Annotated in this window: 23 protein-coding genes and 1 tRNA gene; 8 read left to right on the forward strand and 16 right to left on the reverse strand. The window is 66.4% G+C overall.

Translation table 11 applies throughout. The features are described 5' to 3' along the window. Window positions 1-73: 73 nt before the first annotated feature. The gene (gene guaB, locus RXV79_RS15090) at window positions 74-1,543 is read right to left on the reverse strand and encodes an IMP dehydrogenase (protein WP_316698625.1); all 1,470 of its coding nucleotides are present in this window, start codon (window positions 1,541-1,543) and stop codon (window positions 74-76) included. A gap of 168 nt (window positions 1,544-1,711) precedes the next feature. Continuing rightward, window positions 1,712-3,412, reverse strand: a complete 1,701-nt coding sequence (ltrA, locus tag RXV79_RS15095; RefSeq protein WP_316698626.1) for a group II intron reverse transcriptase/maturase — start codon at window positions 3,410-3,412, stop codon at window positions 1,712-1,714. Window positions 3,413-4,518: 1,106 nt separating this feature from the next. On the opposite strand from ltrA, the gene RXV79_RS15100 reads away from it, so the two are divergent. Continuing rightward, complete coding sequence (locus RXV79_RS15100) at window positions 4,519-5,076, forward strand: DUF4124 domain-containing protein (protein ID WP_316698627.1); 558 nt, start codon at window positions 4,519-4,521, stop codon at window positions 5,074-5,076. Window positions 5,077-5,078: 2 nt separating this feature from the next. On the opposite strand, the gene RXV79_RS15105 is transcribed toward RXV79_RS15100, so the two are convergent. Together RXV79_RS15105 and RXV79_RS15110 are read right to left on the reverse strand one after the other, a co-directional pair. Further along, window positions 5,079-5,387, reverse strand: a complete 309-nt coding sequence (locus RXV79_RS15105; RefSeq protein ID WP_316698629.1) for an RnfH family protein — start codon at window positions 5,385-5,387, stop codon at window positions 5,079-5,081. Next, window positions 5,374-5,829: a type II toxin-antitoxin system RatA family toxin gene (locus tag RXV79_RS15110; RefSeq protein ID WP_316698630.1), complete on the reverse strand. Its 456-nt coding sequence runs from the start codon at window positions 5,827-5,829 to the stop codon at window positions 5,374-5,376. Before RXV79_RS15110 ends, RXV79_RS15105 begins: the two co-directional genes overlap by 14 nt. A 47-nt stretch (window positions 5,830-5,876) precedes the next feature. On the opposite strand from RXV79_RS15110, the gene smpB reads away from it, so the two are divergent. Then, window positions 5,877-6,341 (forward strand): SsrA-binding protein SmpB, encoded by a 465-nt coding sequence (smpB, locus tag RXV79_RS15115; RefSeq protein WP_316698631.1) that lies wholly within the window; start codon window positions 5,877-5,879, stop codon window positions 6,339-6,341. 90 nt (window positions 6,342-6,431) lie between these two features. Here the strand turns inward: smpB and RXV79_RS15120 are convergent, their stop codons facing one another. From RXV79_RS15120 to RXV79_RS15150, 7 genes are all read right to left on the reverse strand, one after another. Continuing rightward, the gene (locus RXV79_RS15120; RefSeq protein WP_316698632.1) at window positions 6,432-7,619 is read right to left on the reverse strand and encodes a PLP-dependent transferase; all 1,188 of its coding nucleotides are present in this window, start codon (window positions 7,617-7,619) and stop codon (window positions 6,432-6,434) included. 3 nt (window positions 7,620-7,622) lie between these two features. Further along, window positions 7,623-9,011: a 30S ribosomal protein S12 methylthiotransferase RimO gene (rimO, locus tag RXV79_RS15125; RefSeq protein WP_316698633.1), complete on the reverse strand. Its 1,389-nt coding sequence runs from the start codon at window positions 9,009-9,011 to the stop codon at window positions 7,623-7,625. A 31-nt stretch (window positions 9,012-9,042) separates the two neighbouring features. After that, window positions 9,043-9,627 (reverse strand): polyhydroxyalkanoate synthesis repressor PhaR, encoded by a 585-nt coding sequence (gene phaR, locus RXV79_RS15130; RefSeq protein WP_316698634.1) that lies wholly within the window; start codon window positions 9,625-9,627, stop codon window positions 9,043-9,045. A 99-nt stretch (window positions 9,628-9,726) separates the two neighbouring features. Beyond that, entirely contained in the window at window positions 9,727-10,023 is a 297-nt protein-coding gene (locus RXV79_RS15135) for a hypothetical protein (RefSeq protein WP_316698635.1), read from the reverse strand. Between the two features lie 70 nt (window positions 10,024-10,093). Further along, window positions 10,094-10,168 (reverse strand) — tRNA-Val (locus tag RXV79_RS15140). A 43-nt stretch (window positions 10,169-10,211) separates the two neighbouring features. After that, entirely contained in the window at window positions 10,212-12,467 is a 2,256-nt protein-coding gene (locus tag RXV79_RS15145) for a RelA/SpoT family protein (protein WP_316698636.1), read from the reverse strand. Window positions 12,468-12,474: 7 nt separating this feature from the next. After that, window positions 12,475-13,341: an alpha/beta fold hydrolase gene (locus RXV79_RS15150; protein WP_316698637.1), complete on the reverse strand. Its 867-nt coding sequence runs from the start codon at window positions 13,339-13,341 to the stop codon at window positions 12,475-12,477. A gap of 62 nt (window positions 13,342-13,403) precedes the next feature. Between RXV79_RS15150 and RXV79_RS15155 the strand changes: the two genes are divergently transcribed. Then, on the forward strand, window positions 13,404-14,174 hold the full coding sequence (locus RXV79_RS15155) for a 3-hydroxybutyrate dehydrogenase (protein WP_316698638.1): 771 nt from the start codon (window positions 13,404-13,406) through the stop codon (window positions 14,172-14,174). A gap of 3 nt (window positions 14,175-14,177) precedes the next feature. Here the strand turns inward: RXV79_RS15155 and RXV79_RS15160 are convergent, their stop codons facing one another. From RXV79_RS15160 to RXV79_RS15170, 3 genes are read right to left on the reverse strand one after another with little or no spacing between them, the layout of a single operon-like run. After that, on the reverse strand, window positions 14,178-14,879 hold the full coding sequence (locus RXV79_RS15160) for an SIMPL domain-containing protein (RefSeq protein WP_316698640.1): 702 nt from the start codon (window positions 14,877-14,879) through the stop codon (window positions 14,178-14,180). A gap of 14 nt (window positions 14,880-14,893) precedes the next feature. Continuing rightward, window positions 14,894-16,054 (reverse strand): DUF1501 domain-containing protein, encoded by a 1,161-nt coding sequence (locus RXV79_RS15165; RefSeq protein ID WP_413816701.1) that lies wholly within the window; start codon window positions 16,052-16,054, stop codon window positions 14,894-14,896. 10 nt (window positions 16,055-16,064) lie between these two features. Next, on the reverse strand, window positions 16,065-17,456 hold the full coding sequence (locus RXV79_RS15170; RefSeq protein ID WP_316698643.1) for a DUF1800 domain-containing protein: 1,392 nt from the start codon (window positions 17,454-17,456) through the stop codon (window positions 16,065-16,067). Between the two features lie 176 nt (window positions 17,457-17,632). Between RXV79_RS15170 and ompR the strand changes: the two genes are divergently transcribed. The 3 genes from ompR to RXV79_RS15185 all read left to right on the forward strand — a co-directional run bounded on the left by ompR (window position 17,633) and on the right by RXV79_RS15185 (window position 20,815). Next, entirely contained in the window at window positions 17,633-18,367 is a 735-nt protein-coding gene (gene ompR / locus RXV79_RS15175; RefSeq protein ID WP_201813413.1) for an osmolarity response regulator transcription factor OmpR, read from the forward strand. 76 nt (window positions 18,368-18,443) lie between these two features. Then, window positions 18,444-19,772 carry a sensor histidine kinase gene (locus RXV79_RS15180; RefSeq protein ID WP_316704118.1) on the forward strand — a complete coding sequence of 443 codons (1,329 nt, stop codon included), beginning with the start codon at window positions 18,444-18,446 and terminating at the stop codon, window positions 19,770-19,772. Continuing rightward, window positions 19,769-20,815, forward strand: a complete 1,047-nt coding sequence (locus RXV79_RS15185) for a metallophosphoesterase (RefSeq protein WP_316698645.1) — start codon at window positions 19,769-19,771, stop codon at window positions 20,813-20,815. The genes RXV79_RS15180 and RXV79_RS15185 overlap by 4 nt, the downstream gene beginning before the upstream one ends. 7 nt (window positions 20,816-20,822) lie before the next feature. Here the strand turns inward: RXV79_RS15185 and ispF are convergent, their stop codons facing one another. Together ispF and ispD are read right to left on the reverse strand one after the other, a co-directional pair. Then, on the reverse strand, window positions 20,823-21,323 hold the full coding sequence (gene ispF, locus RXV79_RS15190; RefSeq protein ID WP_316698646.1) for a 2-C-methyl-D-erythritol 2,4-cyclodiphosphate synthase: 501 nt from the start codon (window positions 21,321-21,323) through the stop codon (window positions 20,823-20,825). Continuing rightward, window positions 21,320-22,012: a 2-C-methyl-D-erythritol 4-phosphate cytidylyltransferase gene (gene ispD, locus RXV79_RS15195; protein WP_316698648.1), complete on the reverse strand. Its 693-nt coding sequence runs from the start codon at window positions 22,010-22,012 to the stop codon at window positions 21,320-21,322. Before ispD ends, ispF begins: the two co-directional genes overlap by 4 nt. Before the next feature lie 101 nt (window positions 22,013-22,113). On the opposite strand from ispD, the gene mfd reads away from it, so the two are divergent. Together mfd and serB are read left to right on the forward strand one after the other, a co-directional pair. Continuing rightward, window positions 22,114-25,554: a transcription-repair coupling factor gene (gene mfd / locus RXV79_RS15200; protein ID WP_316698650.1), complete on the forward strand. Its 3,441-nt coding sequence runs from the start codon at window positions 22,114-22,116 to the stop codon at window positions 25,552-25,554. Between the two features lie 17 nt (window positions 25,555-25,571). Continuing rightward, window positions 25,572-26,282: a phosphoserine phosphatase SerB gene (serB, locus tag RXV79_RS15205; protein WP_316698652.1), complete on the forward strand. Its 711-nt coding sequence runs from the start codon at window positions 25,572-25,574 to the stop codon at window positions 26,280-26,282. Window positions 26,283-26,286: the final 4 nt, after the last annotated feature.

The raw sequence follows: 26,286 nt of genomic DNA on the forward strand, positions 1-26,286 counted from the left end.
CCGGGCCGCTCCCAAGCCGGCCCGCATCCCCTCGGGGGATCGGTCGGCGTACCCGCCGGCCGAGGGGCTTCATTCACTCCATGCGGTAGTTGGGCGCTTCTTTTGTGATCTGCACGTCGTGGACGTGGCTCTCGCGGATGCCGGCAGACGTGATCTCGACGAACTCGGCCTTGTTGCGCATGTCGTCGATGGTCGCGCAGCCGCAGTAGCCCATCGACGCACGGATACCACCGGCCATCTGGAAGATGATGCTGACGAGGGAACCCTTGTACGGCACGCGGCCTTCGATGCCTTCAGGCACGAGCTTGTCGGCGTTGGGGTTGGCGCCGGTGTTGTCCTGGAAGTAGCGGTCGGCCGAGCCTTGCTGCATGGCGCCGATCGAGCCCATGCCGCGGTAGCTCTTGTAGCTGCGACCCTGGAACAGCACGATCTCGCCGGGCGCTTCTTCGGTGCCGGCAAACATGCCGCCCATCATCACCGTGTGCGCGCCGGCCGCGATGGCCTTGGCGATGTCGCCCGAGTAGCGGATGCCGCCGTCGGCGATCAGCGGCACGCCGGTGCCGGCGAGGGCCTTGGCCACGTTGTCGATGGCGGTGATCTGCGGCACGCCCACGCCCGCCACGATGCGGGTGGTGCAGATGGAGCCAGGGCCGATGCCGACCTTGACACCATCGGCACCCGCCTCGACGAGCGCCAGGGCCGCCGCGCCGGTGGCGATGTTCCCGCCGATCACGTCGACCTGCGGGTAGTTCTGCTTGACCCAGCGCACGCGCTCGATCACGCCGGCACTGTGGCCGTGGGCGGTGTCGACCACCAGGGCGTCGACGCCGGCCTTGACCAGCAGCTCGACCCGCTCTTCGGTGCCCTCGCCCACGCCAACCGCTGCGCCGACACGCAGCTTGCCTTGCGCGTCACGCGCGGCATTGGGGAAGTTGGTCTGCTTGGTGATGTCTTTCACCGTGTAGAGGCCACGCAACTCGAAGGCGTCGTTGACGACCAGCACACGCTCCAGCTTGTGCTTGTGCATCAACGCCTTGGCTTCGGTGAGCGTCGCGTTTTCGCCCACGGTGATGAGCCGCTCGCGCGGCGTCATGATCTCGCTGACGGGGATGTCCATGCGCGTCTCGAAGCGCAGGTCGCGGCCGGTGACGATGCCGACCACCTTGCCTTCGTCGACCACCGGGAAGCCCGAAATGCCATGCTGGCGCGACAGGTTGATCACGTCACGCACCGGCACGCGGGGCGCGATGGTGATGGGGTCGCGCAGCACGCCCGACTCGTAGCGCTTGACCCGCGCCACCTCCGAAGCCTGCTGCTTGGGCGACAGGTTCTTGTGCACGATGCCGATGCCGCCCTCCTGGGCGATGGCAATGGCCAGCCGCGCCTCCGTCACCGTGTCCATGGCGGCGGACACCAGGGGCAAGTTCAGTCGGATGTTGCGGGAGAGGTGGGTGGAGAGCGAGGTGTCGCGCGGCAACACCTGGGAGAACGCCGGCACCAACAACACATCGTCGAAGGTGAGCGCTTTGCCGAGAAGGCGCATGAGGAAGCTCCTGAGGAGGGTAGGAACCAGTCATTGCTGACTGATTCCCCCCTAAGAACCGGACTTGCGACTTTCACCGCATCCGGCTCAAGCACAACATATGTGCGGGCTAGGGGAGCACGTGATTGTATCAGTCACCCCTGACTTACGTTTTCCCGCACCTAAGCCTCAATCAGAGGCCGGCTTCGCAACTGTCAAACCTAGGGCGTGCAGTTGAACATGACACACCGGATGCAGAAGTACCCGGTTGGACAACGCGTTGGACCCGCCCTTCACCTGAGCGATCAGGTGATGGTCGTGCCAACCCGTTTCTTCCGTGATGGCTTCGCCACAACGGACGCAAGCGCCATGCTGCGAGAGGAATAGCGTCGCCCATTGCTTGCGATAGGCCATGCTTTTCAGCAGCCGTTTCGCTCGCAGGTCTTCGCCATACGCTTCCCACTCGGGGTCGAACGGGTTGTACCCGCCCATGACCTTCCGATGCCTGACGATTTCCGTATCGGCAAGCCGATACAGCCGCGCCCATCGCGCCTCACCTTCATCGGATCGAATCCGCGCCGCGAATTCGCTCCTGCCTTCGATGCGTGACCAATACTTCTCTGTCACCCATCGTGGGCTCTTCTTCGGATGTCTCCGACGTGCCCAGCGTGTCAACCGCCACCAAAGTAGCGAGTCGAGTCTGCGGAACGTCTCCTTTGCGACCACCGGGTGGTGGTACTGCGCCCAACCCCGAAGGACTGGGTTCAGCAGCTGGATCAGGTCCACCTGTTTCACCATCGCATTGGCCTTCACGATCCCCTTCACCTTGCTGTAGAACGCTTGCACGTTCTTCTTGCTTGGCTTGATCAGCAGGGTTCCCGAGTACTTCCGGAAATTCCAGCCTAGGAAATCGAACCCTTCGTCGATGTGAGTCACACGGGTTTTCGCCACGGATAGTCTCAACCCTCGTTGGGCGAGGAATGTTTCCACCCACGGCTTGACGACGCTTTCGAGAATGTCTTGCGACATTCCGGTGATCACGAAGTCGTCCGCATAACGAACCACATTGACCTTGAGCTTCTGGACTTTCGACTTGCCCACCGTCGCCACAAGATGCGCGACGAGGCCCGTCTCCAATCCATTCAGCGCCAAGTTCGCCAGTGTTGGCGAGATGATGCCGCCCTGCGGCGTACCCGCATCGGTGCTTGTCAGCTGGCCCTTGTAGACCACTCCTGCCTTCAACCACTTGTTGACGATCACCTTGTCCGCGAGGACATGGCTCACGAGCCACTCGTGGTTGATGTGATCGAAGCAGCCTTCGATGTCCGCCTCCAGCACCCAAGGAGCCGCAGCTTTCTGGGATAGGCAGACGAACAACTGACTCATGGCATCGGCCGTTGAGCGATTTCTCCGAAAGCCGTAGCTATTCGGATCGCTCTGCGACTCGACGACTGGTTCCAGACTCAGCAGGTGGAGAGCCTGCATCGCCCGGTCCTTCATCGTTGGAATGCCCAGCGGGCGTTCCTTGCCGTTTGACTTGGGGATGAAGACCCGCCGTAACGGCGCAGGTCGGTATCCCCGTTGCTGCTTCAAAGCACTGACAGCCTCCCATTTGCGGGTCGGCGTATCCCACAGCTCGCGGTCGACGCCTGCCGTCCGCTTGCCCTGGTTTTCAGTCACTCGTCGCACCGCCAGTGCCCTGGCGCTGAACGAGCGGGTCAGCGACCGTTGCAGAGCTTTCACCCTGCGCCAATCGCATTCCTTCGTAGCCTTCGCTATCCGAATTTGCATCGCTCTCACCTGCTGATCCGCGCGGTGCCAATCAATGGCGTGCCACTCGGCCGGCAGATGCGAGGACGCAGAATCATCGGGATCGATGATTGCTTCCATGCTTTCCTCGTTGGTTGCCCTTCGAGGACGCACGACTCCCCGAAGGGACGTGCATCCCCTCGGGGTGTTAGAACTCAGCAACCGGCTAACGACGGTTGCACCACGTGGAAGTGGGCCTGCTTTCGCAGCGGAGCATCAGCTCCTATCCCGGCGATTACAGCCGGGCCTTCGCTTTTTCCACGATCCCATACCCCCTCGTCCGACAGGTCGCCTTGCGGCTTCCCTGCCCTTGCACCGAAGTGCGCAGGCGGACGGTGGGGCTTACCACGTTCCTCTGATCGCCGACAGCGCGGTAGTGATCCGCGATGCCTGTCCGTTTAGGGTCCATCTTTCCCGGGGCCGCCTCGTGGCGATGTGCTCTCTTTTGCGACGAGCGCAACCGGCGGCGTGCCTTTTGGCTATGGCCTGACAGCAGGTTTGGCCATTCAATTCTTACCCGGGTTCAGTCGATGGTTCACGTGAGTTACCCATGCGGAACTAGCCTAGCCCCTCCTCCGCCGTCCTGCTGGCAGATTCCAATCACCCCTCGCGGAAATGATCGCCACCGAAGTGGGAGACATTGTTTGACGGGCTTCACACACGGCCGTTACCAGCCATGCATGCCGTCGTAGGCTACTGTTGATCGCACAACAGGTCGTGGCTGGCAGATGCCAACACGACAAGGCGAAGAGAGACTTTCGTCGCTCTATGGAGAACCATGCTTTCGTCTCACGACGTAGCGAACATTCCGTACCGGCAACGCCCGCAGCTTCGTCACGGTCCACTTCCGATACTGCTGGAAGTTTCCCGTCACATGCACCCTGTTCGGGTGTGGCTCCTCAGGCATCTCAGCCTGCGAACTGGTCCGAAAACCAGATCTATCTAGGGCTGCATAACCCCGCAGCTAGGGAGAGCAACACAGACGTGTCGCACCGCAAAAGCGAATTATACGGACGCCGGACGCCCTCGCCTGGCTGGCCATCGCAGCCTTGACGCAACGCCGACTTGGCTGGCTTCACGGGAATAGTTCACGGAATCGGCGAGGTCATTGAAACCATTGGCGACAAAGCCCGCACGGAGGCGCCACGCCGAGCGTTAAGGAGCTTTTGCACGACTACACTTTCAGGATGAAATTCGCTCGTTCGCCTCGCGTTGTTCGGCTCGCGGCCGTGACCGCCGCAGCCCTGTTTGCCTTTGGCCTGAGCCAGCCGGCCGCAGCCCAGTGGAAATGGAAGGACAAGACCGGCCGCGTGCAGTACAGCGACCTGCCGCCGCCGCCGAACGTCAGTGAGTCCGAGATCCTGCAGCGCCCGAGCGGTGCCTCGGCGCGCAAGCCGCCGCCGTTCGCAGCCAACAGCGCCCAGGCCGCCGCCGCGGCAATGGCGGCTTCGGCCGCCGCCTCCGGCGCCGACGGCGCCGCCAAGGGCGTCGACCCCGAACTCGAGGCCAAGCGCAAGAAGGCCGCCGACGAAGAAGGCGCCAAGCGCCGCGCCGAGGAAGAAAAGCAGAAAGCCGCTAAGGCCGAGAACTGCCAACGGGCCAAAGGCCAGCTGCGCGCGCTGGAAGACGGCATGCGCATGGCGCGTGTCAACGAAAAGGGTGAGCGCGAAATCCTCGACGACAAGGGCCGCGCCGAAGAGACCAAGCGCGCCCGCGACGTCGTCGCCAGCGACTGCGCCCGCTGATCTCAGCCCGCCTTCTTGGCCCGGTGGCTGCGATAGCGCAGGCGCCGCGCTTCTTTCGGGTCCACCTTGAGCGGGCGATAGAGCTCGACGCGATCCCGATCCCGCAGCGGATGTTCCAGCCCACGCGTTGCCCCCCACACTCCTACTGACACCCCCCCTGGCGTGAGTTCTGGATGGGCAGCGAGCACGCCGCTTTGAGTGATGGCATTGCCGACACAACTGCCCGGCGGCAGTCGAAGTACCCAGCGCTCCACACGCCCCGGCTCCGGGCTGTACGCCACCTCGACGACCAGCAACTCAGCGCTCGCCATACACCTGAGCGGCCCGCTTCACGAAGGCATCGACGAAGGTGTTGGCCACTTTGTCGAACACCGGGCTCACGACCAATTCCAGCGGGCGGCTCGAGAACGCGTAGCGCAGATCGAACTCGATCTTGCAAGCCGGCACCGGGTTCGCACCGGGCAAAGCGAGCGGCACGAAACGCCAGGCGCCGTCGAGCACCGAGAACGGCCCATCGACCAGGGACACGGTCACGCTGCTCTCGGCCACATGCTCGTTGCGGGTGGTGAAGGCATGGCGCAGGCCGCCGTAGGCCAAATGAAGCTTGGCCGTCATGCCGGTGTCGTCTCGGGTCAGGACCTCGGCCTTTTCGCACCACGGCAGAAACTGCGGATAGGACGGGATGTCCACGACAAGCGTGTACATCTCAGGGGCCGAATACGTGAGGAGAACGGACTTCCGAACCTGCTTCATAGAATCGAAGGATTGTATTGAGGGCCAAGTGCCCCCACCTGTGCCCCATGTCCATCGCTGAAAACCGCCGCGCCCGTTTCGACTACCACCTCGAAGAGAAGTACGAGGCCGGCATGGTGCTGGCCGGCTGGGAGATCAAGGCCATCCGCGCCGGCCAGGTGCAACTCACCGATGGCTACGTGGTGATCCGCGATGGCGAGCTGTTCCTGATCGGCTGCCGCATCAACGCCTTGCGCAGCGCCTCGTCCCATGTGAACCCCGAGGCCGACCGAACGAAGAAGCTGCTGATGCACAAGGCGGAGATCAAGCGCCTGATCGGCAAGGTCGAGCAGAAAGGCTTCACTCTCGTACCACTCGACCTGCACTACAAGGGCGGGCGGGTGAAGGCCGAGATCGCGCTCGCCAAGGGCAAGGCCGAGCACGACAAACGCAACACCGAGAAGAAGCGCGACTGGGAGCGGGAAAAGGGACGACTGATGAGACACAAAGTCTCATCAGGTCCGAAGGACTGACACGCGAAGCGGGTCATCGGCACTTTCGGCGAAGCCAAAAGGGCCGGCTGATGAGGCACAAGGTCTCGTCCGGTCCCACGAAGGAGTGAGTCAAGGCCCGAGGGCGTGCAGGGCCTGCTGACAGTCGTGGATGAGGTCGCCCACAGCCTCCAGGCCCACCGAGAAGCGCACCAGCGTCCCACTGTAGGCCGGCTCGTGCCGCATGCCCTTCAGGTTGTAGGGAACCGCCAGGCTCACCGGCCCGGCCCACGAGTAGCCGATCTTGAAGATGCGCAACGCATCGATGAAGGCGTACACCTGCTCCGGGCTGTAGCGCTCGTTGAACACCACCGAGAACAGACCCGCCGCCCGCGTGCACAAGCGCTGCCAGCACTCATGCCCCGGTGACCCGGGCAAGGCGGGGTGCAGCACCTGCACCACCTCGCGCCGCTGCGACCACCAGGCGGCCAGCGTGCGAGAGGCGGCATCCTGCGCTTCGTAGCGCAGCGCAAGCGACGGCAGGGAGCGCAACACCAGCTCCACATCGTTGCCGCCCACACCCCAGCCCATGCGCATGTGGCAGAACTTCAAGATCAGATGCAAGGCTTCGTCGCGCGTGGTCACCGCGCCCATCAGCACGTCGCCGCCGCCCGAGGGGTACTTGGTCAGCGCCTGCACGGACACATCCACACCCAGGGCATCGCCACCTGGCGTGAGGTCGAACGGGTTGAACGCGATGCCGGCGCCCCAGGTGTTGTCAAGCGCGACCTTGACGCCCCGCTCCCGCGCCAACTTCACCAGCGCGGGCAGGTCCGGGAACTCCATGGTCACCGAGCCCGCCGCTTCGAGCCACAGGAGCTTGGTCTGCGGGCCGATCAGGGCCGCGAGGCCTCGCGCATCCATCGGGTCATAGAAGCGGTGCGTGATGCCCCAGCCCGCGAGCTCGTTTCGGGCCAGCTCCTTGCTCGGCCCATAGGCGTTATCGGGGATCAACACCTCGTCGCCCTGCTTCAGGAGCGCCATGTCGACCAACGTGATCGCCGCGAGGCCGCTGGGCACGAGCAGGGTTTGCAAGCCACCTTCCAGCGTGGCGATGCGCTCCTCGAGCGTGAAGGTCGTCGGCGTGCCATGCAGGCCGTAGGTGTAGCCGGTCTTGGATCGCCAGTTGCGCGCCTGCAGCGCCGCCACGTTCGGAAAGACGACCGTCGACGCCTTGTGGACGCCGGGCGCCACGGCCTCGAAGCCCGCCGGCGGCACGTAGGGGTGATGGATGAGCCCGGTGCGCTTGTCCTGGCTCATGGTTCAGATCGGCTGGGCGATGAGGTCATGCCCACGGGTGTCGACGATGCGGGCCTGCGTGAATTCACCCACTTTCAGCGTCTTCGACAACTTCTGCGGCGCAAGCAGCTGCACCGTGCCGTCGATCTCGGGCGCATCGGCGTAGCTGCGGCCCACGCCGCCCTTCTTGCCCATCGCCGGGGCCGAATCGACCAGCACCTGCATCGTCGCCCCCACGCGGCTGCGCAGCTTGGCCGCCGAGACTTCTTCGGCAACGGCCATGAAGCGGGCACGACGCACTTCGCGCACCTCAGCAGGCACAGGGTTCGGCAGCTCGTTGGCGGTCGCGCCTTCCACCGGCGAATAGGCGAAGCAGCCCGCGCGGTCGATCTGCGCCTCGCGCATGAAGCCGAGCAGGTGCTCGAACTCGGCGTCGGTCTCGCCCGGGAAACCGGCGATGAAGGTACTGCGCACCACGAGCTCGGGGCACACCTCACGCCAGCGCAGTAGCCGGTCGAGGTTCTTCTCGCCGTTGGCCGGGCGCTTCATGCGCTTGAGCACGTCGGGGTGGGAATGCTGGAACGGCACGTCGAGGTACGGCAGGATCAGCCCTTCGGCCATCAGCGGCAGCACCTCGTCGACGTGCGGGTACGGATAGACGTAGTGCAGGCGCACCCAGGCGCCATGCTGCTGCGCCAAGGCACCGAGCTTCTCGCACAGGTCGAGCATGCGGGTCTTGACGGGTTTGCCATCCCAGAAGCCGGTGCGGTACTTCACGTCGACGCCGTAGGCGCTCGTGTCCTGGCTGATGACGAGCAGTTCCTTCACGCCGGCCTCGAACAGCCGCTGCGCTTCGGAGAGCACATCGCCGATGGGCCGCGACACCAGGTCACCGCGCATGCTCGGGATGATGCAGAAGCTGCAACGGTGGTTGCAGCCTTCGCTGATCTTCAGGTACGCGTAGTGCTTGGGTGTGAGCTTGATGCCCTGCGCCGGCACCAGGTCGACGAACGGGTCGTGCGGCTTGGGCACGTGCTTGTGCACGGCATCCATCACCTCGTTCGTCGCGTGCGGGCCGGTCACGGCGAGCACGCTCGGATGCATCTGCTGCACCAGGTTGCCGCCGCCGTCACCTGCCTTGGCGCCCAGGCAGCCAGTGACGATCACCTTGCCGTTCTCGGCCAGCGCCTCGCCGATGGTGTCGAGGCTTTCCTTCACCGCATCGTCGATGAAGCCGCAGGTGTTGACGATCACGAGATCGGCCCCCGCGAAGGTCTTGGAGGTGTCGTAGCCCTCGGCGCGCAGTTGCGTGAGGATGAGCTCGGAATCGGTCAGCGCCTTGGGGCAGCCAAGCGAGACGAATCCGATCTTGGGGGCCACGCCCGTGGGCGCAGCGAGGGTGTCTTCTGTCATCCGGGGATTTTCCCCCGAAACGACAGGCGGGTCAGCGCTTGGGCCCGCCGAAACCGGGCATCCCCGGGAAGAAGGTCTCGGCCTGCTTGGTCATCTGCTCCTGCATCTTCTCGAACATGTTCTTCGACTGCTCGAGGTAGCTGCCCATCAGGTTCTGCACGCCGGGGGCCTGGCCGTTGAGGAACTGCGTCCAGACCTCGGGATTCATCATGTTGGCGTCGTACAGACCCTTGGACTGCTCGGCCAGGTTCTTCTGGATGTCGGTGAAGGTCTGCAGGTTCTTCTCGAGGTAAGACCCCATCATCCCTTGCATGGCATGGCCGTAGAACCGGATGATCTGCGCCAGCATCTGCGACGAGAACATCGGCACGCCGCCCGTCTCTTCTTCCAGGATGATCTGGAGCAGGATGCTGCGGGTGAGGTCATCGCCGGTCTTGGCATCGCGCACCACGAAGTCCTGGCCTTCGAGCACCATCTTCTTCACGTCGGCCAGCGTGATGTAGCTGCTGGTCTGCGTGTCGTACAGGCGGCGGTTGGGGTACTTCTTGAGAACGCGCTGGCTGTTGCCGTCGGTGCTGCCGTCTTCGGAAGCCGATGGGCGGCGGGATTGGGCCATTCAATGAACTCCTGTCTCACCTGTGTGCAGGCGTGCAAAAAGATTCTAGGAGCCCGCTTCTGCACCCTGCGAAGGGTTTTCCCGGCAGGCTGGGGGCACTCACGCAGGGTCTTCGTTTGGCGACGACTCCGGATCGAAGGGCTGCACGCCCAGGCGTCTTGTCGTTGCGTCGACCGCGGCAGAAAGCTTTGCCAGCTTCTGGTTCAACCCCTGCCAGTTGCGGATGCACTCGTTCACCGGGTCCATCGGGTAGTAGAGCTTGTGCTGCTTCTCCTGCGCGGCAGACAGCGCGAAGCGCACCAGGTCGTTGAGCTGGAAGGCGTAGTCGGCCATGAGCGCACGGGTCTCGGCCACGTGCGCATCGATCATCTGCTGGCGGCGGGGCGTCATGTCCATCGGCAAGCTCCGAGGGAGAAAGAGAAAGAGCCCGTTCCTTGCGAAACGGGCTCTTCAGGTCTGACGTGTTTGGTGGGCGATGAGAGGGTCGAACTCCCGACATCCTCCACGTCAAAGAGGCGCTCTACCACTGAGCTAATCGCCCGAGCCCGTGACTATAACACTGGTCTTGGCGGCTCAGAAGCCCGTCATTTGCGACGGGCGCCACGCACCCCGGGAATTCGCGCCACGGTGGCCAGCACCTGCGCGAGGCGCGCCGAGTCGGCGACCTCCACGGTGAAAGTCATCCACGCCGTGAGGCCGAGCGGGCCCTTGAGCGTCTGGGTGCTCACGCCCGTCACGTTCATCTTGTCCTTGGCAAAGACTTCGGAGATGTCGCGCAGCAGGCCTTGCCGGTCGGCGGCCTCTACCAGCACATCGACCGGATACAGCGCTGGCTTGTCGCCACGCGCTGCCCCCCAGGCCACGCTGATCACGCGCTCCGGGGTGCGCGCAGCCATCTGGCGGAAGTTGATGCAGTCGGCTCGGTGAATGGCCACCCCTTTGCCACGCGTCACGTAGCCACCGATCGGATCTGGCGGCGCCGGCCGGCAGCAGCGGGCCAAGCTCGTGAGCAGGCTCTCCACACCCACCACCAGCACCCCGCCCTTGCCCGGCCCCTCGGCACTCGGCTTGCGCAAGGTGATCGTGTCGTCGGCCGGCGGCGCGGGCTCGGCCGGGCGCAGCAGGTTCTCGATGTTGCGCAGGGAGAACTCGTCCTTGCCCACCACTTCGAACAGGGCATCGGCATTGCGAAACCCGAGCTGCGTGGCCAGGTCGTCGAGCTTCATCGCCGTGCGGCCTTCGCGTTGCAGCAGCTTCTCGACCGCCTCGCGCCCACGGGCGATCGTGTCCTGCAAGGCCAGCGCGTTGAACCAGGCCCGCACCTTGGCGCGCGAACGCGGGCTCTGCAGGTAGCCGAGCTCCGGGTTCAGCCAGTCGAGCGAGGGACCGCCTTCCTTGATCGTGTTGACCTCGACCGTCTGGCCACTCTGGAGCGCCGTGTTGAGCGGCACCATCACGCCATCGACCTTCGCGCCGCGGCAGCGGTGGCCCAGGTTGGTGTGCACCGCATAGGCGAAATCGATGGGCGTGGCGCCCACCGGCAATTCGATCACCGACGCCTGCGGGGTGAAGACGTAGATGCGGTCGTCGAACACGCCTTCCTTGAGCTCGGCCTCCCCCGCCCCGTCATGGCCAGCTTCGACGAAATCGCGCTCCCACGCGAGCAGTTGCCGCAGCACCGCCTTGCGGGCCTCGGCCACCTGCGCGTCGAAATCGCCCGCCGCGCTGACGCCCGCATACCCCTTCGCCCCGGCTTCCTTGTAGGCCCAATGCGCCGCCACGCCGTGCTCCGCATGCTCATGCATGGCCCGCGTGCGGATCTGCACTTCGACCGGCCGCTCCAGCGCGTCGAGCACCACGGTGTGCAGCGACTGGTAGCCATTCGGCTTCGGCTTGGCGATGTAGTCGTCGAATTCGCCCGCGACCGGGCGCCACAACTCGTGCACGCGGCTCAGCACCGCATAGCAGTCGCGCACGTCGGCCACGATCACGCGCACCGCGCGCACGTCGAACACATGCGCGATGTCGAGGCCCTTGCCGCGCATCTTTTTCCAGATGCTGTAGAGGTGCTTGGGGCGCCCCTGCACTTCGGCCTGGAGGCCGGCACGCGCCAGCTCGTCGCCGAGCCGCTGGCGGAACGCCTCGACGCCCTGTTCCCGCTCGACGCGCTTCTCGTCGAGCAGCTTGGCCACCATGCGGTACGACTCGGGCTCGAGGAAGCGGAATGCCAGGTCCTCCAGCTCCCACTTGATCTGCCAGATGCCCAGGCGGCTCGCCAGCGGCGCGAACACCTGCATCGACTCGCGCGCCAGCAGCGCCGGGCACGGCTGCTTGCTCAGGGCATAGTGCCGCAGCGTCTGCAGGCGCGATGCGAGACGCAGCAGCACCACGCGCAGGTCACGCGAGAACGCAAGCAGCATCTTGCGCACACGCTCGGTCTGCTCGGCGCGCTTCTCGTCCTGCACGCGAGCTTCACGGGCGGCACGCTGGATCTGCACCAGCTTGCGGGTGTGGGTGACGAGCCCGGCATACGACGGCCCGAAGGCCTTGCTCACCATCTCGTCGGGCTTGGCGAGGTAGTCGCCGGCATAGACGAGGTAGGCGGCCGCCCCCATCGACGGCGCGGCGCCGATGCCGAGCAGGATGTTGGCCACACCCTCGGCGTGCACGAGTGCGTCTTCGCCGGTGTCGAGCACCTGGCCGGTCAAGAGCGGCTCGGCAAACGCGCGGGCGCGCGCGAGCTGGGAAACCTCGGCCTCGCGGCTGTCGTCGGGGTCGACGTCGGCGAGTTGGACGATGGCGGCAGCCGGTGTGCGGCCGTCCGACGGGCCTGTCTTCATGGGCACGTCATGGCCGGAGCAGGAACTCCCGCACCGCCGAGACCTGGTCACCCGAATGCAGCATCGGGGCGTGGCCCACGCCAGCGAACTCGCGCAGCTCGGCCTTGGGGCCGCGCTCGGTCATCGCCTTGGCGGTGGCAGGCGACAGCAGATCGGAGTCCGCCCCCCGCAGCAGCAGCACGCGGCAGCGCAAGCTCTCGTACATCGCCCACACCTGCGCTTCACCCGCCTTCACCAGCTCGGGCGTGAGGCCGCGAAACGGCACCGCCACGTTGAGGTCGTAGTGCGGAACGAATCCGTCGCCGTCGGCCTTGATCATGGGCCGCGTCAGCGCCAGCCATTGCTCGCGGGTGTGCGGGCCGAAGCCCTGCGAGATGGCCCAGAGCGCGTCGGCCGCTTCCTCCAGGCTCTTCCACCGCACAGGTGCGCCCAGGTAGGTTCCGATGCGTGCGAGCGCATCGAGTTCGACCACCGGCCCCACGTCGTTCAGCACGAGGCGAGACACCGGCGAGTGCTTGAGCGCGGCCACCACGAGCCCGATCAGCCCGCCCATCGAGGTGCCCACCCAATGCACCGTGGCGGCGTTCAGCCGCGCGAGCAGCGTGACCATGTCTGCCGCGTAGGCTGGAATCTGGTAGCCCGAGGGATCTGCCAGCCAGTCGGACTGGCCGCGTCCGACCACGTCGGGGCAGACGACGCGGTACTCGGCGCTCATGGCCTGCGCGAGCGTGTCGAAATCGCGCCCCTGCCGCGACAGGCCATGCACGCACACCAGCACCTTCGGGTTGGCCGGGTCGCCCCACTCCCAGTAGGCCATGCGGTGCAGGCCCTGGCTGTCAAGGCATTGCACATGGTTCAGGCGTGGTTCGTGCATGGGCTGAGATCTGTCGGCGGCTCTAAGATTCGCCGCACTGTATTTCAATCGGAGGTTCGACCATGCTGAAAGGGAAAACTGCTCTCGTCACCGGCTCCACCAGTGGCATCGGGCTCGGCGTGGCGCTGTGCTTCGCGCGCCAGGGCGCCAACGTGGTGCTCAACGGCTTCGGCGAGGTTGAAGCGGCCAAGGCGCAAGTCGCCGCTCTCGGCGTGAAGGTGGGCTACCACGGGGCCGACATGAGCAAGCCCGCCGAGATCGAGGCCATGATGGCCTACGCCGAGAAAGACTTCGGCGGCGTCGACATCCTCGTCAACAACGCCGGCATCCAGCACGTGGCGCCGGTGGAAGACTTCCCCGTGGCGAAGTGGGACGCCATCATCGCCATCAACCTGAGCTCCGCCTTCCACACCACGCGCCTGGCCATTCCCGGCATGCGCAAGAAGAACTGGGGGCGTGTGATCAACATCGCCTCGGCACACGGCCTCGTGGCCTCGGCGCAGAAATCGGCTTACGTGGCAGCCAAGCACGGCATCGTCGGCTTCACCAAGTCGATTGCGCTGGAAACAGCCACGACCGGCATCACGTCGAACGCCATCTGCCCCGGCTGGGTGCTGACGCCGCTGGTGCAAAAGCAGATCGACGACCGCGCGGCGCGCGAAGGCATCCCGGTCGAGAAGGCGAAGGTCGAGCTGCTGGGTGAGAAGCAGCCGTCGCTGCAGTTCGTGACGCCCGAGCAGTTGGGCGAGCTGGCGGTGTTCCTGAGCTCACCCGCCGCCGATCAGATCCGCGGCGTGGCCTGGAACGTCGACGGCGGCTGGGTCGCGCAGTAAGAGCTATTTGGTGAGCTGAACGGTGCCGTTGACCGTCACGGTCACGGTGCCCTTGCCCAGCTCGACGGGCAGCGCCTCGGACGCATCCGACATCGTCTTCGCCCGCATCATCGGCGCGGCGGCGTACATCGGCGGCTGGTCGCTGTTGACCTGCACTTCGCGCAGCGTGTAGCCGCTGAAGCCGAATTGGCGTGCCACGTCGGCCGCCTTCGCACGGTACTGCGCGATGGCCTGGCCGGTGACGTCGCTCTCCACCTTCTCGCGCTGCTCGCGCGACAGCGAGGTGCCCACGCGCGCCACCGTCATGGTGTTGATGCGGCCGGTGAGCTGGGCGATGCCGGGGATGTCCTTGCCTTCGAGGGTCAGCTCGGCGGTGCCTTGCCAGCCGGTGATGCCGCCCTTGTTCGAATAGCGCGGGAAGAGCGAGAAGTTGCCAGTGCGCACCTCGATCTGGCCCGGCTTGGCGGCCTTCTTCGCTTCGTTGAGAGCGGCATCGAGAGCCTGCTTGAGCTGCGACTGCACCGCGCCAGCCTCGGTGCCTTCGCGCGTGGTCGAGAGGGTCACGCTCAGCACGTCCTTGTTGACCTCGAGGCTCGCGCTGGCAGACAAGCCGACGACGTTCTGAGGTGGCGGCTGGTCGGCCCATGCGGTCGAACTCGCGAGTGCTGCGGCGAGCGTCAAGGCCAGGGCGGAAGTGCGGGTCATGCAAGGTCTCCTTTTCAAACTTCAAGAAATGGCAACAGGTCAAACGTGCCGCGCACCACGGTTTCGGGGTTCACCCCCCACCAGCGGCGCGCGATGGTCGCATAGAGCTGCCGAAAGTCTGCGGTGTGGACAAGGTTCTGGTTGCCGTCGAGCCGGTCGAGATCGGGCATGGTGCCGACGAACCGGCCGCCACGCACCGAGCCCCCCATCACGAAGTGCGGCGCGGCGGTGCCGTGGTCAGTGCCACCGCTCTGGTTCTGGCGCGCACGGCGGCCGAACTCGGAATACGTGACCACGAGGGCGCGCTCCCACGCGCCAGCCTCCACGAGGCCTGCCTTCAGGGCGGCGAGCCCTTCGGCCAGTTGCTTGAGCAGGTTGGCGTGTGTGGCCAGTTGCCCGCGGTGGGTGTCAAAGCTGCCGTGCGTGAGGTGGAACACCGGCACACCGCCCTTGCCCTTCTGGCCGGCAACGATCTGGCAGGTGGCGCGCACGGCTTGCCCGAAGTTGTGGGTGGGGAATTCGGTGTTCATCGCACCTGCCCCAGGCCCGCGCAAACCTTCGGCCGCCTGCAGCACGCCCGACTCCACGCGCAGCACATGCTCCAGCGCCGCATTGCCCTGCACGTGGGCCGGTCGCACGAGGCGCGCCTGTGTCACGAAGGCTTCGGGGTTGGTGAGCGACACCGCATTCGCGCCGGCCAGTGCGCCGAGGCTTGCGCTGCCGATGGCCACGCCCTCGGTCGTGAAGCGCGCGCTTTCGCGCAGACCCGCCGACATGGCGCGCGCCACCCAGCCTTCGTCGAGGTACTCGGTCGCGCGGGAAGCCGTGTCCCAGATCTCGATCGAGCGAAAGTGCGACAGGTTCGGCTGCGGGTAGCCGAGCCCGAGGAGCACGGCGAGTTCACGCTTCTCCCACATCGGGATCAGCGGCGCGAGTGACGGGTGCAGGCCCAGCGCGCCATCGAGGCGCAGCACCTCGTCGGCCTTCAGCGCGAGGCTCGGGCGCAGTTGCGCATAAGCCGGGTGCGCGTAGGGCACGACGGTGTTGAGCCCGTCGTTTCCGCCCTTCAGCTCCACCAGCACCAGCACACGCCCGGCCGCAGAAGCCGCGGCCTGGGCCCAGCTCAGCGCGGGGAACGCAAGCCCACCCAGCGAGAGCAATTGACGACGATCGATCATGTGAGCCTCACTTCAACTGAAACGCCGGGTCCAGGCTCATCGCCCGCAGGTACGACAGGCCCACCGTGCCGGCCGGCACCGGGTGCACGGGCGCCGTGGCCAGCACGGCCTCCACCAGCTTGCCGCGCGCCGCCTCATCGGGCTCGCGGTCGGGCCAGGCGCCGAGCGGCTTCAGCCACGGCTCTGCATCAAAGCGCACACCGAAGCCGCCTGGTTGCATGCCCCGACCCATCTCCATGCGTGGCTGCTCCACCGCGCGGAAAAGACGCTCGGTGAACCGTTTCCGGTCGAGCAGCGTCGTGCTCGTGATCCAGTCGGTGTAGCCGGGCCAGCCCTTCACATTGGGCGGGCTGAAGAGCATCTGCCCCTGCCGCGCCGTGACGCCCACGAGCGCCTGGGCGTTGTCAAGCTCGATCTCGAATTGCCGCAGCGTGCCCACCGCGAGCTCGACCGGCGACTTGATCAGCACGGCGCGGTTCTGTGGCGCCCAGAACGCCGGGCTCAGCAGCAGTTCGCGCAGGGCGACGTCGGTGCGCCAGCCACTCTCGCGAAAGCGCTGCGCGACGGGCTCCACCACCTTCGCATCGGGCACCGGCGAGACGAACTCGCGCCAGAGCTTGGAGACGATGAAGCGAGGCGCGGCCGGCTGGTCGAGCATCACGTCGAGCGCGGCATCGGCATCGAAGCGGCCCCGCTGGCCCAGCAGCGTCTTATCGCCGCGGTCGTGCTGGCGTGGTCGGAAACGCGCCGCCCACGCTTCGCGGTCGACCGCCCAGCCCGAGAAGGCGCGGGCCGCTTCCTTGATGTCCTGCTCGCTGTACTGCCCCTCGCCCAGCGTGAAAAGCTCCATCACCTCGCGCGCGAAGTTCTCGTTCGGCGATTCGGCCCGGTTCGCCGCGCCGTCCAGGTAGATGAGCATCGCCGGGTCGCGGGCCACGCCGTGCAGCAGCTCGCGGAACGATCCCAGCGCATGGCGCCGCAGCAGCTGGTGCTGGATGTACATGCCCTGCGCTTGCCGCACCTTCTGCACGGAGGTCGCGAAATGGTTGTGCCAGAAGAGCGCCATGCGCTCGGCCAGCGGCGTGGGCGAGTCACGCATCTCCTGCAGCCACCAGCCAGCCAGTGCCACGGTGTCGGCGCGCAACTGGCGCAGGGCTTCCTTTCGGGCGTCGACGTCGCCTTGAGCGCGCAGCGGTGGGCGGATCGGCTCGCGGGTGAAGGCCGGTGCCGGCTGCCGTGGCTCGGCGCGTCGTGCTCCCGCGAGCAGCCGATTCACCGCCTCATCGGGCGCGAGCCCCGCCCATGCCGACACTTCGCCCGGCGACGGCATGAATCCCGTGCGCCCCAACAGGTGGCGTGCATCGGCGGCCGAAAGCCGCGAAGGAAGGGTCGTGTTCATGAGCGAACCTAACGTTGCCCCGGCCGCGTTGGCCGACACGTCGGCAAGGGCTTCACAAAGCTTTGCTTCCCCTCCCGGCCCGGGCGTCATAGATTTGTAACAGGTGGTCAGGCACCCCGAAAACACCGTTTAAACCTGAGCACAATCGCCGCTGTTACAAATAAGGAGACGCCGCCATGACGCCCACGCCCAATGCCCGCCCCGACCGCGTCGTCGTGGTCGACGACGATGCCCGCATTCGCGACCTGCTGCGCCGCTACCTGACGCAAGAAGGCTTCGAGGTGCTGCTGGCGGAAGATTCGAAGGCGCTCAATCGCGTGCTCACCCGCGAGACGGTCGATCTCATCGTGCTCGACCTGATGCTCCCGGGCGAAGACGGCCTCTCGATCTGCCGCCGCCTGCGCGCCGCGAACGACGTGACGCCCATCATCATGCTCACCGCCAAGGTGGAAGACGTGGACCGCATCGTGGGCCTCGAAGTCGGCGCCGACGACTACCTGCCCAAGCCCTTCAACCCGCGCGAGCTGCTCGCCCGCATCCACGCCGTGCTGCGCCGCCGCCCCGCGATGGAAGCGCCGGGCGCTCCCGCGAAAGACGCACAGACCGTCACCTTCGGCCCCTTCGAGTTTGACCTGGCCCTGCGCCGCCTGTCGAAAGACGGCGAGCAGATCGCGCTCACCACCGGCGAGTTCTCCATGCTCAAGGCCCTGGTGCGCCACCCGCGCCAGCCGCTCAGCCGCGACAAGCTCGCGCAGCTGGCCCGCGGCCGCGAGTTCGAGCCCTTCGACCGCAGCCTCGACGTTCAGATCTCTCGCCTGCGCAAGATGATCGAGCCCGACCCGTCTCAACCTCGCTACATCCAGACCGTGTGGGGCGTGGGCTATGTCTTCGTCCCTGATGGCGCGGCCTGACCGGAAGAAGCCGGGCAAGGGCTCCAAATCGGGGCCTTTTTTTGCACCCACGGTCCCCGACGGTCTGCCGGATCTCGTGCCTCGCAAGGCCGTTGCGCTGAGCCTCTTCTGGCGCACCTTCTTCCTGCTGGCGATCCTGTTGCTGGGCGGCGTGTTCGCGTGGGTGCAGACCTTCCGCGCGCTCGAATTCGAGCCCCGCGCGGTGCAGCAGGCGCAGCAGGTGGCGAGCCTCGTGAACCTGTCGCGTGCGTCGATGAAGTACGTCGACGACATCAACCGCGTGACGCTGGTCAAGACCATGGCCGCGTCGGAGGCGGTGAAGATCGTGCCGCGCGAGCCCAACGACAAATGGGAACCCTTCGAAGGCGACCGTTTCTCGAAGGCCATCAGCGACGAGCTGCATTCGCGCCTGGGGCCCGACACGGTGATTGCCGGCTCCGTCAACGGCGTCGCCGGTCTGTGGGTCGGCTTCTCGGTCGAGAAAGACGCCTACTGGCTGCAGGCCGACCCGACCAAGGTGCGCATGATGGCCGGCAGCAGCTGGGCGCTGTGGGTCACGATCGCCCTGCTCGCCACCGTGCTCGGCTCGGCGGCGATTGCGCGCCTCATCAACCAGCCGCTGCGCGACCTGTCGTTCGCCGCCAGCCGCATCCGCGATGGCGAATACGAATCGCAGCTCGACGAGAACACCCTCACGAGCGAGATCCGCCAGGTCAACATGGGCTTCAACCGCATGGCCCGCGAGCTGGCCAAGGTGGAAGAAGACCGCGCCGTGATGCTCGCCGGCATCTCGCACGACCTTCGCACGCCGCTCGCGCGCCTGCGGCTCGAAGCCGAGATGAGCGTGCAGGACGAAGAAGCCAAGAAGAACATGGCGATGGACATCGACCAACTCGACGCCATCATCGACAAGTTCATGGACTACGCCCGCCCTGGCGAGACCAAGCTGGTGCCGGTGCATGTGTCGAGCCTGGTCGAGCGCGAGATGCAGGGCTTCCGCGACCCGTCGCAGATCCGCATCAGCTCGCGCGTGGCGATCGATGCCAAGGTGATGGCTGATGAAGTCGAACTCGGCCGCGTGTTCCAGAACCTCTTCGAGAACGCACGCCGCTACGGCCGCTCCACCGACACGGGCATCGCGCGCGTGCAGGTGAGCTATGCCCGCACCGGGCCGTGGGTGATCCTCTCGGTGCGCGACCACGGGCCCGGCGTGGCGCCCGAGAAGCTCAAGCAGCTCACCACGCCTTTCTTCCGTGGCGATGCAGCGCGCACCGCGGCCACGGGCGCCGGTCTCGGCCTTGCCATCGTCGAGAAATCGGTCGCGCGCATGGGCGGCAGCTTCGAACTCGCGAATGCGATGGACGGTGGGCTCGTCGCCCACGTGCGCCTCAAAAAGGCGCCATGAGGCGAGCCGGTCGCAAACCCGAACCGTCCCTGATCAGCGCGCCGCGGCGCGCGGCCATCATCAGCCTCACGGCCCTCGCCACGCTCTTCGTGCTGCTGCTGTGGCACGACTTCCGCAACACCTGGATCTCGCCCGGCTACGAGCGCCACACCCTCTTCCACCTCTCGGTCTACTGGGGCTTGTGGCTCGTGTGGCCGCTACTCGCGTGGCTGGGCTGGCGGCTCGGGCGCGCAGTGCGGGCGCGGCGCATCGCCGCCGCGCTCGTGGCCGGCTCGGCCTTCGCGACCGGCGCCGCGCTGGCCTGGGCCCGATTCATCGAACCGCAGCGGCTCGTGGTGCGCGAGACACGGCTTGGGCAGCAGTGCGGCGCGCAGGTGGCCTTGATCTCCGACATCCACTTCGGCAAGTTCACCCGCGAGCGCGAGCTGAATCGCCTCGTGGACCGGCTGAACACCTTGCCCATCGATGCCGTGCTCGTGGCTGGCGACTGGACGTACGGGCCGCCACACGACCTGGCGGCGGCCTTCGCGCCGCTCGCGCGGATCAAGTACCCGGTGTTCGGCGTGCTGGGCAACCACGACGAGCAGATGCCCGGACCACCCGTGGCGGATGAACTGCGCGAGGCCCTCACCGCCTTGAACGTGAAACTAATCGACGGCAAACGGGTGTGGCTGGGTCGCTGCACCCTCATCGGCATCGGCGACCTCTACGCCGGCATCGCCGACAGCCAGGTGCAGCATCTGCAACTCGACCCGCCGGCGAACCCCGCAGAACGCCGCGTCGTGCTCACGCACAACCCCGACGTCGCCACGCTGATGAAGCCCGGAATGGCCTCCCTGGTGCTGGCCGGCCACACCCACGGCGGGCAGGTCTACGTGCCCGTGCTGACGCAGCTCATGCTGAAGCGGAACACCCGCGGTGCCTACGAGCAGGGCCTCTACCCGCTGCCCGACACCCGCCTCTACGTCACGCCCGGCATCGGCACCGACATCCTGCCGCTGCGCTTCCTCGTGCCGCCGACGATCGATGTGCTGTCGCTCTAGGGCCTGATCAAGCCTTGACCAGCAGGCACACCGCGCGTGCCTCGATCGACTCGCCGCGCCCCACCGGCCCCATGTTCTCGGCCGTCTTGGCCTTCACGTTCACCTGCTCGACCGGAATGCCGAGCGCGATGCCGATGCGCTGACGCATGGGCTGGATGTGCGGCGCCATCTTCGGTGCCTGCGCGATGATCGTGCTGTCGACGTTGCCGATGATCCAGCCCGCCGCCTTTACGCGCCGCCCCGCTTCGGTGAGCAGCGCGAGCGAATCGGCGCCACGGAACTGTGGGTCGGTGTCGGGGAAGTGGCGGCCGATGTCGCCCAGCGCGGCGGCGCCGAAGAGCGCGTCGGTGATCGCATGGCACAGCGCGTCGGCATCCGAATGGCCCTGCAGGCCATGCGTGTGCGGAATCTCCACGCCACCGAGGATGAGCTTGCGGCCGGTCACGAGTGCGTGCGTGTCCCAACCTTCACCGATGCGCCAGCGCGGCACTTGGGGTTTGAGCGTCATGGGCGTGTCCTCAACAGGCGTTCGGCCAATGCGAAATCCGCAGGCCAGGTGATCTTGAAGTTTTCCATCGAGCAGGGCACGAGCAGCGGCGCGTGGCCGAGGGCTTCGATGGCGCTGGCTTCGTCGGTGACGGCGTCGCCGGCATGGGCCAGGGCTTCCTGCAGCAGCCCGATGCGGAACATCTGCGGCGTCTGCGCCGCCCACTTGCGGGCGCGGTCGACGGTGGCGCTCACGCGGCCCGCCGTCTCGGCCTTCAGTGTGTCGGCGAGTGGCAACGCCAGCAGGCCGCCGACGGCGTCGTTCACGCACGCGTCGATCAGCGCGTCGATCCACGCCGGCTGTACCAGGCAGCGGGCCGCATCGTGCACCAGCACCCAGTCGTCGGCATTCGCACCGCGTTCGCGCAAATGGGCCAGCCCGTTCGCCACGGTCATCGCGCGGCTTGCACCGCCGACCTTGGCGACCCACGCGGTCGTGCCAGTCACGTGTTTCTCGAACTGATCGTCCCGCGGGCTCAGCACCACGAGCGTCTGGCGCAGGCGCGCCACCCGGGCCAACGCGTCGAGCGTGTGCCGCACCATGGGCTTGCCTGCCACCGCGGCATATTGCTTCGGCCCGCCGGCACCGGCGCGTTCACCGATTCCAGCGCAAGGCACCAAGGCGTACAGATCGATGGGAGATGCGCTCATGTCAGCAGGCCGGAAAGGGGCCGAATTCTATAATTCGGCCTCGCATCGCCCCGGGGGACCGCCCAACCGGGGCGTGTTTGTTTTGTGTTCGCCCCCCACGCATGCAGCTGCCTTCGCTCGCCCCCGGAAAACGCTTCACCTTGCCCCGCCCCGTCGGCTCGGCCGATGCCTTGCTGCTGGCGCGCTTTGCGCAAGCCCAGAAGCGCGAGGGGCGCATCACCGCGATCGTGACCGCCGAGCCGGCCGACACCCAGCGGCTCGAAGGCGAGCTGCCCTTCTTCGCCCCCGAGCTGCGCGTGGCCGTGTTCCCCGATTGGGAGACGCTGCCCTACGACACCTTCTCGCCGCACCAGGACCTGATCTCCGAGCGCCTGGCCACGCTCTGGCGCATCCAGCAGGGCGAGGTCGACGTGGTGCTGATGCCGGCCTCGACCGCGCTCGTGCGACTGGCGCCGCCGAGCTTTCTCGCCGGCTACACCTTCCATTTCAAGCAAAAGACAAAGCTCAACGAAGCCGCGCTCAAGGCGCAGCTCACGCTCGCCGGCTACCAGCACGTGAGCCAGGTCGTGTCGCCCGGCGAATACGCGGTGCGGGGTGGTCTGATCGATCTCTTTCCGATGGGCTCGCTCGTGCCCTACCGCGTGGACCTCTTCGGCGACGAGGTCGACAGCATCCGCACCTTCGACCCCGACAGCCAGCGCAGCCTCTACCCCGTGCCCGAGGTGCGCCTCCTGCCCGGCCGCGAATTCCCGATGGACGAGGAAGCGCGCGCCAAATTCCGCGCGCGTTGGCGCGAGAAGGTCGAGGGCGACCCGACCAAGGTGCGCATCTACAAGGACATCGGCAGCGGCATCGCCACCGCCGGCATCGAGTACTACCTGCCGCTCTTCTTCGACAGCACCGCGCCGATCTTCGAATACCTCGGTGCCAATGCCGCCATCGCGCTGCACGGCGACATCGACGAGGCACTCAAGCGCTTCTGGACCGACACCCGCGAGCGCCACCGATTCCTGCAGCACGACCGCGAGCGGCCGATCCTGCCGCCGGAAGACCTGTTCCTGCGGCCAGAAGATTTCTTCACGCTGGCCAATGCCCATGCCGTGCTCGCGGTGCGCGGCAAGGAGCCGGTCGACTGGGCCCGCCCGCTGCCCGACCTGAGCGTGGACCGGGGCGCACCCGATCCGCTGAAGCGCCTGCAACTGCACCTGGGCGCCACGCCGCACCGTGTGCTCGTGGTCGCCGAAAGCGAAGGCCGCCGCGAGAGCCTGCTGGAACTGCTGCGCGACAACAAGATCGAGCCGCCGTCGGTGAAGAGCCTGGCCGAGTTCGAAGCCGGCGACGAGCGCTACGCGATTGCCGTGGCGCCCATGGCCGAGGGCTTTTTCTGGACTGAGCCTGACAAGAACATCCAGTTCGTCACCGAGACCGAGCTCTTCGCGACGACGCCGACCGCAAGACGCAAGCGCAAGCAGGAGCAGGCGAGCGACGTCAACACGCTGATCAAGGACCTGTCGGAGCTGAAGGTCGGCGACCCCGTCGTGCACCTGAACCACGGCATCGGCCGCTACGTGGGCCTGGAGAACATCGACCTCGGCGACGGCCCGAGCGAGTTCCTGATCCTGGAATACGCGGACAAGGCCACGCTCAAGATTCCGGTCTCGCAGCTGCACCTCATCAGCCGCTACACCGGCGTGAGCGCCGAAGAAGCGCCGCTGCACAAGCTCGGCTCGGGCCAGTGGGAGAAGGCCAAGCGCAAGGCTGCTGAGCAGGTGCGCGACACGGCCGCCGAACTGCTCAACCTCTATGCGAGACGCGCTGCACGCGAGGGTTTTGCCTTCCGCTTCCAGCCGCACGACTACGAGGCCTTTGCCGCGAGCTTCGGGTTCGAGGAGACGCCCGACCAGAAGGCCGCGATCCACGCCGTCATCCAGGACATGGTCAGCCCCAAGCCGATGGACCGCCTGGTCTGCGGCGACGTGGGCTTCGGCAAGACCGAGGTGGCGCTGCGCGCCGCCTTCGTCGCCGTCACCGGCGGCAAGCAGGTGGCCATCCTTGCGCCCACCACGCTGCTGGCCGAGCAGCACTACCAGAACATCGCCGACCGCTTCGGCAAGTGGCCCGTGCGCGTGGCCGAGATCTCGCGCTTCCGCTCCAGCAAGGAGGTCAAGGCCACGCTCGAAGGCCTGGCCGACGGCACCGTCGACATCGTGGTCGGCACGCATGCGCTAATCGGCGACAAGGTCAAGTTCAAGCGCCTGGGGCTGCTGGTGATCGACGAAGAGCACCGCTTCGGCGTGCGTCACAAGGAAGCGATCAAGGCCATGCGCGCCGAGGTCGACGTGCTGACGCTCACCGCCACGCCGATCCCGCGCACGCTGGGCATGGCGCTCGAAGGGCTGCGCGATCTTTCCGTGATCGCCACCGCGCCGCAGCGCCGCCTGGCCATCAAGACCTTCGTGCGCACCGAAGGCTCGAGCGTGATCCGTGAAGCGGTGCTGCGCGAGCTCAAGCGCGGCGGCCAGGTGTACTTCCTGCACAACGAGGTCGAGACCATCGAGAACCGGCGCCAGAAGCTGCAGGAACTGCTGCCCGAAGCCCGCATTGCCGTGGCGCACGGCCAGATGCCCGAGCGCCAGCTCGAAGCGGTGATGCGCGACTTCGTGGCCCAGCGCCACAACGTGCTCCTGTGCTCGACCATCATCGAAACCGGTATCGACGTGCCGAGCGCCAACACCATCGTCATCAGCCGTGCCGACAAGTTCGGCCTCGCGCAGCTGCACCAGCTGCGTGGGCGTGTCGGCCGTTCGCACCACCAGGCGTATGCCTACCTGCTGGTGCCCGATGTCGAAGGCCTCACCAAGCAGGCCGGCCAGCGTCTCGAGGCGATCCAGAACATGGAAGAGCTCGGCTCCGGCTTCTACCTCGCGATGCACGACCTCGAGATCCGCGGCGTTGGCGAGGTGCTGGGCGAGAACCAGAGCGGCAACATGATGGAGGTGGGCTTCCAGCTCTACAACGACATGCTGTCGGAAGCCGTGCGCGCGCTGAAGGCCGGCAGGGAACCCGACCTGCTGTCACCCTTGAGCGCGACCACCGAGATCAACCTGCACGCGCCGGCGCTGCTGCCCGACGACTATTGCGGCGACGTGCACACCCGGCTCTCGCTTTATAAGCGCCTGGCCACCGCCGAGAAGGCCGAGCAGATCGACGCGATGCTCGAAGAGATCACCGACCGCTTTGGCAAGCTGCCGCCGCAGGGCCAGACGCTCTTCGACGTGCACCGCCTGCGCGTGCTGGCCAAGCCCTATGGCGTGACCAAGATCGACGCCGGCAGCTCCGCGATGGTGATCAGCTTCCGCCCCAACCCGCCGATCGATGCGATGCGCATCATCGAGCTGGTGCAGAAGAACCGCCACATCAAGCTCGCCGGCAACGAGAAGCTGCGCATCGAGCGCCAGACGCCCGACCCGAAAGACCGCGCGCAACTGATCCGCGACGTGCTGCGCTCACTCGGCACCCCGACCACCAAGCAACCCGCCTGAACTACGCCACCACGTTCATGTCCGCACAAGAATTCGCCCCCGGCCTCGTCATCCAGCGCTTCACCCCGCCACTCAAGCTCACTGACTTCAAGCTCATTGCGTTCGACATGGACTCGACGCTCATCAACATCGAGTGCGTGGACGAGATCGCCGATGCGGCCGGCCGCAAGGCCGAAGTGGCCGCGATCACCGAGGCCGCGATGCGCGGCGAGATCGCCGACTACAAGGAAAGCCTGCGCCGCCGCGTGACGCTCTTGAAGGGCGTGCCGGTGAGCGCGATGCAGCAGGTGCTCGACCAGCGCCTGCAACTCAACCCCGGTGCCGAAGAGCTGGTGCGGGCGTGCAAGGCCGTCGGCATGAAGGTGCTGCTCGTCTCGGGCGGATTCACCTTCTTCACCGACCGGGTACGCGACTGCCTCGGCATCGACTTCACCCGCAGCAACGTGCTCGAAGTGCAAGACGGCGAACTCACCGGCCGCATGGTCGACCAGCCCTGGGGCGACATCTGCGACGGTGAAGAGAAGCGCAAGATGTTCCTCGCCACTTGCGCGCAGCTGGGCATCAAACCCTCCCAGGGCATCGCGATGGGCGATGGCGCCAACGACCTGCCGATGATGGGCGAGGCCGGCCTCTCGGTGGCCTACCACGCCAAGCCCAAGGTGCGCGAGCAGGCGATGGTCGCGATCAACACCGGCGGCCTGGACCGCCTGCTCGAAGTCGTGCGCTGATCCG

The organism is Piscinibacter gummiphilus (genome assembly GCF_032681285.1).
Lineage (GTDB): Bacteria > Pseudomonadota > Gammaproteobacteria > Burkholderiales > Burkholderiaceae_C > Rhizobacter > Rhizobacter gummiphilus_A.

Coding starts and splice junctions, on each gene's coding strand:
- RXV79_RS15105 (WP_316698629.1), bottom strand. CDS start 5,387: ATGGCGAGCGCTGAGTTGCTGGTCGTCGAGGTGGCGTACAGCCCGGAG.
- ispF (WP_316698646.1), bottom strand. CDS start 21,323: ATGACGCTCAAACCCCAAGTGCCGCGCTGGCGCATCGGTGAAGGTTGG.
- RXV79_RS15170 (WP_316698643.1), bottom strand. CDS start 17,456: ATGAACACGACCCTTCCTTCGCGGCTTTCGGCCGCCGATGCACGCCAC.
- RXV79_RS15155 (WP_316698638.1), top strand. CDS start 13,404: ATGCTGAAAGGGAAAACTGCTCTCGTCACCGGCTCCACCAGTGGCATC.
- ltrA (WP_316698626.1), bottom strand. CDS start 3,412: ATGGAAGCAATCATCGATCCCGATGATTCTGCGTCCTCGCATCTGCCG.
- guaB (WP_316698625.1), bottom strand. CDS start 1,543: ATGCGCCTTCTCGGCAAAGCGCTCACCTTCGACGATGTGTTGTTGGTG.
- RXV79_RS15145 (WP_316698636.1), bottom strand. CDS start 12,467: ATGAAGACAGGCCCGTCGGACGGCCGCACACCGGCTGCCGCCATCGTC.
- RXV79_RS15150 (WP_316698637.1), bottom strand. CDS start 13,341: ATGCACGAACCACGCCTGAACCATGTGCAATGCCTTGACAGCCAGGGC.
- RXV79_RS15135 (WP_316698635.1), bottom strand. CDS start 10,023: ATGGACATGACGCCCCGCCGCCAGCAGATGATCGATGCGCACGTGGCC.
- RXV79_RS15160 (WP_316698640.1), bottom strand. CDS start 14,879: ATGACCCGCACTTCCGCCCTGGCCTTGACGCTCGCCGCAGCACTCGCG.
- ompR (WP_201813413.1), top strand. CDS start 17,633: ATGACGCCCACGCCCAATGCCCGCCCCGACCGCGTCGTCGTGGTCGAC.
- RXV79_RS15110 (WP_316698630.1), bottom strand. CDS start 5,829: ATGAAGCAGGTTCGGAAGTCCGTTCTCCTCACGTATTCGGCCCCTGAG.
- RXV79_RS15100 (WP_316698627.1), top strand. CDS start 4,519: ATGAAATTCGCTCGTTCGCCTCGCGTTGTTCGGCTCGCGGCCGTGACC.
- RXV79_RS15120 (WP_316698632.1), bottom strand. CDS start 7,619: ATGAGCCAGGACAAGCGCACCGGGCTCATCCATCACCCCTACGTGCCG.
- mfd (WP_316698650.1), top strand. CDS start 22,114: ATGCAGCTGCCTTCGCTCGCCCCCGGAAAACGCTTCACCTTGCCCCGC.
- serB (WP_316698652.1), top strand. CDS start 25,572: ATGTCCGCACAAGAATTCGCCCCCGGCCTCGTCATCCAGCGCTTCACC.
- smpB (WP_316698631.1), top strand. CDS start 5,877: ATGTCCATCGCTGAAAACCGCCGCGCCCGTTTCGACTACCACCTCGAA.
- rimO (WP_316698633.1), bottom strand. CDS start 9,011: ATGACAGAAGACACCCTCGCTGCGCCCACGGGCGTGGCCCCCAAGATC.
- RXV79_RS15185 (WP_316698645.1), top strand. CDS start 19,769: ATGAGGCGAGCCGGTCGCAAACCCGAACCGTCCCTGATCAGCGCGCCG.
- phaR (WP_316698634.1), bottom strand. CDS start 9,627: ATGGCCCAATCCCGCCGCCCATCGGCTTCCGAAGACGGCAGCACCGAC.
- ispD (WP_316698648.1), bottom strand. CDS start 22,012: ATGAGCGCATCTCCCATCGATCTGTACGCCTTGGTGCCTTGCGCTGGA.